This window comes from Aquamicrobium segne, from assembly GCF_042656785.1.
In the GTDB taxonomy this organism is placed as follows: domain Bacteria; phylum Pseudomonadota; class Alphaproteobacteria; order Rhizobiales; family Rhizobiaceae; genus Mesorhizobium; species Mesorhizobium segne.
Genome location: NZ_JBHSLL010000008.1, coordinates 24,014 through 32,966, shown reverse-complemented (window position 1 = coordinate 32,966; position 8,953 = coordinate 24,014). Strand labels below are relative to the sequence as shown.

Genomic DNA, 8,953 nt, shown 5'->3' with positions numbered 1-8,953 from the left:
GGCGCCGGCACGACCGACAACCGCAGCAATCCGTGCATCACCGGCCACGTGAACGATCGCCGAACGCTGCTCTTCCGACAGACGCTCATGCCGCGCGAAAATCTTTTCCAGAACCGTTCTGCGGACGCCATGCGACGAGCGGCGCGAAAGCCAGATCGCCCTTGCCGCCATCCCTGCTTCAAGCTTGATCAACTCATGTGTAGTCAGCTTTGCAGGCTGCCGCTTGCCGGTGGCAAGCGAGACATGCTCACGCTCCAGACGCAGCAAATCCGGGCTTAGCAAGACGCGTGCCAGAAGATTTTGAAAGAGTCCGGCATCATCGACATAGCGGTGCAGCACCTTGGCCACATCGCGTTCATCAAACACGCTTTTCTCGCGGGTGATGAGATCGAGCACCAGTTCGGGATTGTGTCGGATTCGGCGAGCGTTTTCGGCACGGCGCTCTTCCTGCAACTGGAACCGTTCCAGATCAGGCGTTTCCAACCCGGCCTGCGCCTTGCGCTCCATCGCCGTGGCGCCGACGCCAAGATGGATCGTCGGCACCAGGTCGATCCCCTGTTTTTCATAGGATCGGCCATCGATACGCAAATCAATACCGTTGATTGCAAGATGATGGTTCAGCCGCTCGAACCAGGCATCACGAAACACATTGAAATCCGATGCGTTGCCGGCCCATAGCTCGTATTGGATTTTGCCGGCTTTGGTCCGCAGCGGCAGACCGTCTGCACCGGGGACCGGAACCTTCTTCGCGCCAAAGCCATCTTCGGTCAGCGGTCGCAAGGTCATCATCAGATGGACATGCGGATTGCCCGGACTGTCGTGATAGACCCAGTCGGCGACCATGCCGCACGCAAGGATCTGTTCCGCAACAAAGTCCTGCATCAGCGCGATGTTCTGTTCGGCCGTCAGCTCCAGCGGCAAGGCAATGGTCACATCCTTGGCAAGCTGCGCATCGGAGCGTTTTTCAAACGTCTCGACCCTGTTCCAGAAAGCTTCCGAGGCGGCAGCAACCGAACGATCGGCGATCATGGCACGGAGCCATTGCGGCGCGTCGGGTGGGATCACAAACTCTTCGTGCAGCAATCCTTCCTTGCGCGAATAATCGATCACTCGTGCTTCGCGTTGGAAGTCCATTCGCGCGCAATGCCGATAGGCCGCCGACAGCACCGCGCTGCGGCCGTCGCCGCGACTGACAATACTGACCGAGAAATGTGCAATCGCCACGAACACCGACCCCTTACTTGCCAGTAGAATTGCCCGATCCGTGGAAGCTTTCGGGGTCGCTGCACCCCGGATTGCAACTGCGTCGCGCCAGCGACGTATAATTGCGCCCTTGGAGGCATTCCTTCGGAACGCCGGGATCATCTCAGGAAGTGTCGGCTGCGCCGACCCCGCATTTATGCCGGGTCGCGCAAAACGCGATCCCGGGCCAATCTTGGGCCCTGCCAAATAGCAAGCGGGTCAAGAGGAGTAATCGGAATGAAGAAGCCATCGTCACGGATCAGGGCGGAAATTGCCAAACTCCAGGAGCAACTAAAGCAGGCCGAGACCCGCGAGGCCGAGCGCATCGGCCGGCTCGCGCTCAAGGCGGGGCTCGGCGAAATCGAGATCGACGACAGCGATCTCGTTGCAGCGCTCGAGGAGATTGTGGGCAAGTTTCGCAAGGGAAGCGGGCGCGGCAGGCCGGCGATCGCGCCGGTCACGTCTGGCCCGGCTGCGGGGCAGGCTGACCCAGCTTGAAAGGAGAAAACAGATGGAAACGACTGAGGCAAGAAAGAAGGACACCCGTGAGAAAATCGCGCTGGGCGGCCTGATCGCAAAAGCGGGACTGCGCTATGAAAAGCGCGCCCTGCTGATGGGTCTTCTCATCGATGCCAGGCAGCGCATCAAAGGCGACGAGGCCGAGCGTGCGCGGCTCACCGAGATCGGGGAGAAGGCCTTTGGCCGTGAATCCGACTAGAGCCGCATTGACCATCACGCCCGCCGTCCTGATGATCGGCGCGCTCGCCTTGCTGACCGGCATCGAGCAGTGGACGGCGGATTTTGGAACCACGCAGGATGCCCGTCTCGCCCTTGCGCGGGTGGGCATCGCCCTGCCCTATATCGCAGCGGCGGGAGCTGGCATCGTCTTTCTGTTTGCAGCCAAGGGCGCGACCGCCATCCGTTATGCCGGGGCGGGCGTGGCGGCCGGGGCGACTGCGGTCTTGGCCATTGCCATGATCCAGGAGATCGTCCGGCTCGCATCCTTTGCTGATGCGCTTCCAGCGGGAAGCAGTATCACTGCCTATCTCGACCCCGGCACCGCCATTGGCGGGCTGGCGTCGTTCATCACGGCCGGGTTCGCGCTGCGCGTCGCCATCCGAGGCAATGCCGCCTTTGCGGCTACCGCCCCACGGCGTCTTAGCGGCAAGCGCGCCATCCACGGCGAAGCCGAATGGATGGGCCGCAATGAAGCAAAACGGCTGTTCCCTGCCGCCGGCGGCATCGTTGTCGGAGAAGCCTATCGTGTCGACAAGGATGTGGTTGCAGATCGTGGTTTTCGTGCCGATGATCCCGAGACATGGGGCGCAGGCGGTAAGTCGCCTTTGCTCTGCTTCGACACAACCTTTGGCTCGACGCACGGTCTGGTCTTCGCCGGTTCAGGTGGCTTCAAGACGACCAGCGTCACCATCCCCACAGCCCTGAAATGGGGTGGCTCGCTGGTTGCGCTCGATCCGTCGAACGAGGTTGCGCCAATGGTCATCGCACACCGGCGCAGCGCTGGCCGCGATGTCTTTGTGCTCGATCCAAAGAGCCCAAAGACTGGCTTCAACGTCCTCGACTGGATCGGCCGCTTCGGCAGCACGAAGGAAGAAGACGTCGTCGCAGTCGCCAGTTGGGTGGTGACCGATACCGGACGCTCGACCTCGATCCGTGACGACTTCTTCCGCGCTTCAGCGCTGCAGCTCATCACCGCGCTGATTGCGGACGTTTGTCTGTCAGGACATACGGAAAAGGAAGACCAGCATTTGCGGCAGATGCGGGCGAACCTTTCCGAACCTGAGCCCAAGCTGCGCGAACGGCTGCAGAGGATCTACGACAATTCCGAATCCAACTTCGTCAAGGAGAACGTCGCGCCCTTCATTGCCATGACTCCCGAAACGTTTTCTGGCGTCTATGCCAACGCCGTCAAGGAAACGCACTGGCTTAGCTATCCGAATTATGCGGCGCTGGTATCAGGCTCGAATTTTTCGACCGACGCCATCGCTGAGGGCAAGACCGACATCTTCGTCAATCTCGATCTCAAGACGCTGGAGACGCATCCGGGTCTGGCGCGCACCATCATCGGTGCGTTGCTCAACGCCATCTACAACCGCAACGGCGAGGTTGCGGGACGAACGCTGTTCCTGCTCGATGAAGTCGCCCGCCTCGGCTATCTGCGAATACTCGAAACTGCGCGGGATGCCGGGCGCAAATATGGCATCAGCCTCGTGCTACTGTTCCAGTCGATTGGCCAGATGCGCGAAACCTATGGCGGGCGCGACGCGACCAGCAAGTGGTTTGAAAGCGCATCCTGGGTGTCGTTCGCCGCGATCAATGATCCGGAAACGGCGGAATACATCTCACGCCGCTGCGGCAACACCACCGTCGAGGTCGATCAGTTGAGCCGATCCTCCGCGATGTCCGGATCGTCCAGAACCCGGTCAAAGCAATTGGCGTCGCGGCCGCTGATCCTGCCCGACGAGGTCCTGCGCATGCGTAGCGACGAGCAGATCGTCTTCACCGCCGGCAACGCCCCGCTCCGCTGCGGGCGGGCGATCTGGTTCCGGCGCGCGGACATGAAATCGGTCACCGGCCAGAACCGCTTCCACAAGACCGGAACGAAGGCGAAGGCATGACGCTGAGATCAATGCTGCTGGCTATGGCAACGCTTGGCTCTGCGGATCCAGGCTATATGGTGACCAGCGACGAGTTCGGCAGACTAGAACGGCCTATAGTGCTGCAGCACCCTTTCCCCACTTCTCTATCCACCGCCAGCACGTGATCCACACCGGGCCGAATTCGTAATCTGCAACGGACCTGACCGTATCCGGCGACCAGCCGGCCCTGCACCCTTTCCGCGCCACAACGGTTTCGATCGGCCGCCGACGGCCGAGCGCCGCGAGAGGTTCGCCGCCCGCATGGGGCGAAACCGCGTGAGCGGGTTCGATGAGCGCAGCGAGCAGAGCCGTGCCCCGAAAGGGGTCTCGCCCAACCCCTTCATCGCCAAAGCCGGCCCCAAGCCATGCCGGATCCAATGCAGGCGACCCATCACCGCAATGAATCGGTCGAGCCGGATTGATTCAGGGAAGTCGTTGGACGCCGCTTCCGCAGGAAGCGAGACTCCGGCTATGGAAAACGAGGAAACAGGCCCGGCTCATCTCAGACGAATCGATCCGGCACAGAACATGCGGCGGTTCTATACGCTGGCGATCCAGCCGACCCTGTTCGGCGGCGCGTCCGTCATCCGCAACTGGGGCCGGATCGGCACGAACGGCCAGTCGATGATGGAAACCTTCGATCAGGCAGACGAAGCGGTGTCGGCCAAGGCACGACTGGAACGCAGCAAACGGCGCCGCGGCTACAGGGGATAACAGAGGCCGGACGGTTCATTATCGTCAGGTCTTCCGCGAAACTTCAAATCTCTGGAGTTTTCGGTGGATTTGCCCAGCTTTCAGAACTGCCGGCCTCTTTCGGAGGTGGGATTTCGTTGTCATAGAAGAAGCTGGCGAGAAAATAAGGAACATTGAATGACAACGACGAATGAAATTGCCGACAAGATCGCAGCCGATCAGGGCCTGACCAAAGCGCAGGCCAAGACGATTGTCGAAAGCGTGTTCAAGCAGATCGCCGATGCGGTACAAACTGGCGCTGAAACCTCCATTCCTTCATTCGGCAAGTTCAAGGTGAGGGAGACCGCTGAACGGGACGGACGCAACCCTTCGACCGGCGCAACGATCAAGATCGCCGCGTCAAAAAAGCTGACTTTCACGCCGGCCAAGGCGGTCAAGGATGCCCTTAACGGCTGAGCCGCAGGCACGGCCGAAAACCAGGGGAAGAACCGCGATCCCGGGTCGGGATCGCGTCCACCTGCCAACCCAGGGAGGCGGCCATGCCCCACGAGCGACATGGCCGCCAGGACATCGCTAGCCGTCGAGATTTACGCCGCGGACGGCCAGGCCGGCAACGTCCTCGATCGACACGACCTCGTAGTCGTCGGACATTAAATGAAAGTCGCCCCTGCGGACATCTTCGATATGCGCCCAGGTCCCGTCAGGCCAGATTGCGATATCATCGGGATGCAGGCGCCTCGGCGCTCCCTGCATGATGTTGACCATTGGCTTGCTCCTTTCGCCCGCCGGCGTTCGCCTTTGGATGGTTGAGGGCCCCGCCTTGCGGCGGAGCCCTTTCGTGGGACTTCAATCCCGGTTGGGGCGGGACCAGATGAGCTGGAGGCCTTCCTGTCCGTCCACCTCGATCAGGGTGGCGTAGATGGGAGCCGGGAAGCTCGGATCGTCCAGCTTGACCGAGAGATAGTCACGCTCGCTCTCTTTGGCGGTTTTTTGCCACGCTGCACCCAACTCAACGGCACCCGAGTAGAGGCGGAAGTGCGGACCCTTGTCGGAAGGATTGTCGACCCGCTCGATGCGCGCCTTGACGTTGAGGTTGAGAGTCTTGATCGTGCCGTTGAAGCCGGTGGCGGTCGAGGTGAAGGTTCCGATGGTGGCCATGGTGAAGTTCCTTTCGCTCTAGTTTCGGGCCGCGCCCTTCGCGGCCTCGATGGCGGTCGAAAGACCGGAGACGATTGGACCGCACCCCAAAGGGGCTGGAACGAAGTGGAGGGCGGCCTGTAGCGGCTTTCTTGGCCCGCGAGGAATGCGAACGCAGTTCGCAGGGGAAGAAAATTGCGGAGGGCCGTTGCGGGAGACCGATCGAGGCGAAGCCGGTTTGCGGTCAGACATGCCAAATCGAGCCGCCGAAGGGCTGGCCTGTCGCAGGGCGTCGAAAGGAACGTTCTGGCCACAGATCAGATCGCCTCATTGGCAGCCCTCCCGCTCCCGAGATCATGACGTCGCGTCCGGTGCCAGGACCAAGCCCAGGGTTCGACCATCACTCCGACCCAGCCGTACCCAAATCTCGCCATCACGGGTGACCATGAACATGGCGGACAGATGCGGCAGACCTCCGGGGAGACCATCGCGCGATACGCTGTCTAGGGTACGAACTGATTTCCTGCACGGATAGTCCCTGCCGCTCACGTAAGGCGGCCGGGATTTGCGGCCAGCTTTCCAGTCATAGGCATGCCGATGACCAGGTCCGGATCGAACTGCCGACGCAGCGAAGGGGTCACTTCCGAAGGGAGACGTACCGCAATTGCGCGGTTTCAGCGATGGATCATGCTCATGTGCGACGCCGCTCCACCCTCGTCGTTTGTTCGCCGAGGAGTTGCGTATATCTCCCATGGACCGCATCCCGGTCGAGATAGCGGGACTGGAAGCCGAACAGCCCCGTGACCTCCCGGCGCACGGAGGCCAAAATGTCGGCTTCCACATCGGTGAGCATCCGGGTTGGCCAGCCGCGCACATAGAGCATGGCCGTCGTGATCCGTGCTTCCGCCGCTATCCGGACTGCGGCTTTGGCCTTTGCGCGGATCAACCCGTGTCTCATGCCGCAATCAAGGTGCTGAGGCGCAACATCGCCCAACCATCTGCCACCCTGGAACGCGAAGGTGCTGGCGATCTCCAGCGCCACCATGCGGCGATAGAGATCATGCGACTCGGACTGCGCGGCGGCGGCAACAAGATCGGCACGGCTCGACATGATGCAGAAGCGGCAGGACACCCGGCTCATGCCGAAGTCGGGATATGCGGGATGCGGCCGCAATCCATGCCGGGCAACGCAGGCAAAGACGTCGTCAGCGCTCCAGTCGAGGATGGGCCGCCAGTTCCACAGGCGTCCGTCACGATCAACATCGGCGATGGCGGAGCTTGCGCGTCGGCGGCTTTCGTCACGGCGAATGCCGGTGACATTGATCACGACTTTGCCGGGGAACCGCCGCCTGAGCATAGCGGTAATCGGATGGGTTTTCATCTCTGACGTGCAAAAGCGCATCGCGGGCGTGCTCCAGCAGGGAACCAGCGTCACGGTCGCGAGATCCTGGTAGCGCACGGCGCTCGATTGCCAACGGCTTTCCCACCGTTCCATGAGACCGCCCTTATCTCTACGAAGGACGACCAACTCGAGACCGAGGTACTCGGCGAGGTCCTGGCAGACTGGATAGGAATCCCGCCATTCGACCGAACCGAGATCGCTATGGACGAGGATACGCGGACCGGCATGACCGACGCGATCGAGATGCTCGCATACCGCAAGCGCCGAAGCCTGACTGTCCTTGCCACCGGACACGCCGATCGCAACGGGAGAACCCGTCGCGATCAGAGCAGATATTTCTGGCGTGATCGAGAGGCGCATCACGCGGCCTCGCGTTCTTGGGCGGCCGCTGGCTGCAGACTATGCAGATAGTTGACCGCCCGCTGAGCGTGGGCGGCAGCCTGGAAAATAGCACGTTTGTCATCGGCCAGGACGGTCAGCCAGCTTTGCAGGTACGCAGCATGATCAGGCCGTGGCTCCAGCTCGGGAACGATGCCGAGATCGGCGCAAACGAGCGCTGACCCGATTTCGGCACACAATTCTTCCCTCGCGCGTTCGGTTCGATCCTTGCTGTATCGGCTGAGATCGCGGCCGACGCGATCGGCCTTCGCTGTCCAGTGGATATGCTCGTGGCTGAGGACCGCGACGTAAGACGCAGCATCCCGGAACGTTTCGAAGGGCGGCATCTGTATATGATCGCTGGACGGCGCATAGAATGCCCGTGAACCGCCATGACGAAGGTCGGCCCCTGCATTGGCAAAGAACCGGTCGGCGCTTTCGATCCGTTCAACCGGATCGATAACCGGAACTGGCCTATGGTAATAGTGCTCTGGCAGGCCCTCGATCTGCTCGACATTAAAGACGCCGTAGGCGCGCAGGAAGGGAATATCCCGCTCAACCTCGTCACCGCGCACATCGGTTTCGGTCTTGGTGAAGCGGCTGGCATAGATGACCGTGCTGCTGGCCTCGCCCTTCCTGACATGGGCGCCGAGTTCGCTAGCCTGCTTGAAGGTCATCCAGATCGGCGCGGCGTAGCCCCTTGCCATGGCTTCAGACCACAGCAGCAGCACATTCATGCCGGAGTATGGCTCACCATTGTGGCGCAGCGGCCGGGTGATGCGGCCGACCGCATTGCCCGCGCGCCAGGGCTGTACCCAGGGGCGGACGCCCTCTTCCAGCTGCGCCACGATCTTTTCCGTGATTTTTGCATAGATATCGACGCGGGCTTTGTTTTTTTCTTTCCTGCTCATCTTCATGAACCTCCATATTGGAGGCCGCGCCGATCGCGGCCCCGTTACGGGGTCCGTGAGGGCGGAGCAAGAAGGCTGGCCGCGCACCCACCGGGGTCCCCGTTGCGCTCGCGCAATGGGGTGGTCCTTAGGGCCGCAGCGAAGCGGAGGACGGCAACGCCGTTGCGCTGGCTGCCCGGCTCCGCCAGGACCTCGGACCGGACGGGGCCGCGAGCGGGCGACGAGCAAGGAAAAGGCGGCGCTGGGCGCCGCCTGGCTGTTGTTGGAAGAGTGCTCGGTTCAATGAACCGAGCGGGCACCGGAGTGGGGATCGTACTCGTAGAGGGCGACGACATCGGCATCGTCGAGTTCATCGGCCGGCAGGACGCCATACTCGCTGTCGGTGCGGAAGAGGATGACCGGGGTCATAAGGGTGCGGGCGAGGTTCCAGGCGTGCTTTTGTGCGAGTTCCAGATTATGCGACATTTGAGGCTCCATCCTTGGAGCGGGCCGATCCCGCTCTGATGGCTCCGTCAGTGTCCGGACCCGGGCGC

Annotated in this window: 12 protein-coding genes; 6 read left to right on the top strand and 6 right to left on the bottom strand. The window is 61.8% G+C overall.

The window, feature by feature from the left end; all coding sequences use genetic code 11:
- Positions 1–1,224 (bottom strand): MobA/MobL family protein (locus tag ACFPLB_RS01860; RefSeq protein ID WP_378227547.1); only part of this gene is annotated, 1,224 nt, incomplete at its 3' end.
- A 255-nt stretch (positions 1,225–1,479) separates the two neighbouring features.
- Here ACFPLB_RS01860 and traC point away from each other — a divergent pair.
- The 6 genes from traC to ACFPLB_RS01830 all read left to right on the top strand — a co-directional run bounded on the left by traC (position 1,480) and on the right by ACFPLB_RS01830 (position 5,048).
- Positions 1,480–1,740 carry a conjugal transfer protein TraC gene (gene traC, locus ACFPLB_RS01855; protein WP_133036536.1) on the top strand — a complete coding sequence of 87 codons (261 nt, stop codon included), beginning with the start codon at positions 1,480–1,482 and terminating at the stop codon, positions 1,738–1,740.
- 13 nt (positions 1,741–1,753) lie between these two features.
- Positions 1,754–1,960: a conjugal transfer protein TraD gene (gene traD / locus ACFPLB_RS01850; protein ID WP_133036535.1), complete on the top strand. Its 207-nt coding sequence runs from the start codon at positions 1,754–1,756 to the stop codon at positions 1,958–1,960.
- Positions 1,947–3,878, top strand: coding sequence for a Ti-type conjugative transfer system protein TraG (traG, locus tag ACFPLB_RS01845; RefSeq protein ID WP_378227549.1), 1,932 nt, complete (start codon positions 1,947–1,949; stop codon positions 3,876–3,878). Before traD ends, traG begins: the two co-directional genes overlap by 14 nt.
- The gene (locus tag ACFPLB_RS01840) at positions 3,875–4,024 is read left to right on the top strand and encodes a hypothetical protein (protein WP_378227546.1); all 150 of its coding nucleotides are present in this window, start codon (positions 3,875–3,877) and stop codon (positions 4,022–4,024) included. The genes traG and ACFPLB_RS01840 overlap by 4 nt, the downstream gene beginning before the upstream one ends.
- A gap of 346 nt (positions 4,025–4,370) precedes the next feature.
- Complete coding sequence (locus ACFPLB_RS01835) at positions 4,371–4,613, top strand: WGR domain-containing protein (protein ID WP_378227548.1); 243 nt, start codon at positions 4,371–4,373, stop codon at positions 4,611–4,613.
- Positions 4,614–4,769: 156 nt separating this feature from the next.
- Positions 4,770–5,048 (top strand): HU family DNA-binding protein, encoded by a 279-nt coding sequence (locus tag ACFPLB_RS01830; RefSeq protein ID WP_378227545.1) that lies wholly within the window; start codon positions 4,770–4,772, stop codon positions 5,046–5,048.
- 117 nt (positions 5,049–5,165) lie between these two features.
- Here ACFPLB_RS01830 and ACFPLB_RS01825 read toward each other — a convergent pair whose 3' ends face one another.
- The 5 genes from ACFPLB_RS01825 to ACFPLB_RS01805 form a co-directional block, all read right to left on the bottom strand.
- Positions 5,166–5,357, bottom strand: a complete 192-nt coding sequence (locus ACFPLB_RS01825; RefSeq protein ID WP_378227544.1) for a hypothetical protein — start codon at positions 5,355–5,357, stop codon at positions 5,166–5,168.
- 81 nt (positions 5,358–5,438) lie between these two features.
- Positions 5,439–5,750: a DUF736 domain-containing protein gene (locus ACFPLB_RS01820; protein WP_378227543.1), complete on the bottom strand. Its 312-nt coding sequence runs from the start codon at positions 5,748–5,750 to the stop codon at positions 5,439–5,441.
- Between the two features lie 670 nt (positions 5,751–6,420).
- Complete coding sequence (locus tag ACFPLB_RS01815) at positions 6,421–7,491, bottom strand: phosphoadenosine phosphosulfate reductase domain-containing protein (protein WP_378227542.1); 1,071 nt, start codon at positions 7,489–7,491, stop codon at positions 6,421–6,423.
- On the bottom strand, positions 7,491–8,420 hold the full coding sequence (locus ACFPLB_RS01810; protein WP_378227541.1) for an ArdC family protein: 930 nt from the start codon (positions 8,418–8,420) through the stop codon (positions 7,491–7,493). Before ACFPLB_RS01810 ends, ACFPLB_RS01815 begins: the two co-directional genes overlap by 1 nt.
- Before the next feature lie 279 nt (positions 8,421–8,699).
- Positions 8,700–8,885: a hypothetical protein gene (locus tag ACFPLB_RS01805; RefSeq protein WP_378227540.1), complete on the bottom strand. Its 186-nt coding sequence runs from the start codon at positions 8,883–8,885 to the stop codon at positions 8,700–8,702.
- Positions 8,886–8,953: the final 68 nt, after the last annotated feature.

Bases quoted from the DNA above. Each gene is read 5' to 3' on its own strand.
- traD (WP_133036535.1), top strand. From the start codon at position 1,754: ATGGAAACGACTGAGGCAAGAAAGAAGGACACCCGTGAGAAAATCGCG.
- ACFPLB_RS01805 (WP_378227540.1), bottom strand. From the start codon at position 8,885: ATGTCGCATAATCTGGAACTCGCACAAAAGCACGCCTGGAACCTCGCC.
- ACFPLB_RS01840 (WP_378227546.1), top strand. From the start codon at position 3,875: ATGACGCTGAGATCAATGCTGCTGGCTATGGCAACGCTTGGCTCTGCG.
- traC (WP_133036536.1), top strand. From the start codon at position 1,480: ATGAAGAAGCCATCGTCACGGATCAGGGCGGAAATTGCCAAACTCCAG.
- ACFPLB_RS01830 (WP_378227545.1), top strand. From the start codon at position 4,770: ATGACAACGACGAATGAAATTGCCGACAAGATCGCAGCCGATCAGGGC.
- ACFPLB_RS01825 (WP_378227544.1), bottom strand. From the start codon at position 5,357: ATGGTCAACATCATGCAGGGAGCGCCGAGGCGCCTGCATCCCGATGAT.
- ACFPLB_RS01820 (WP_378227543.1), bottom strand. From the start codon at position 5,750: ATGGCCACCATCGGAACCTTCACCTCGACCGCCACCGGCTTCAACGGC.
- ACFPLB_RS01810 (WP_378227541.1), bottom strand. From the start codon at position 8,420: ATGAGCAGGAAAGAAAAAAACAAAGCCCGCGTCGATATCTATGCAAAA.
- ACFPLB_RS01815 (WP_378227542.1), bottom strand. From the start codon at position 7,491: ATGCGCCTCTCGATCACGCCAGAAATATCTGCTCTGATCGCGACGGGT.
- ACFPLB_RS01835 (WP_378227548.1), top strand. From the start codon at position 4,371: ATGGAAAACGAGGAAACAGGCCCGGCTCATCTCAGACGAATCGATCCG.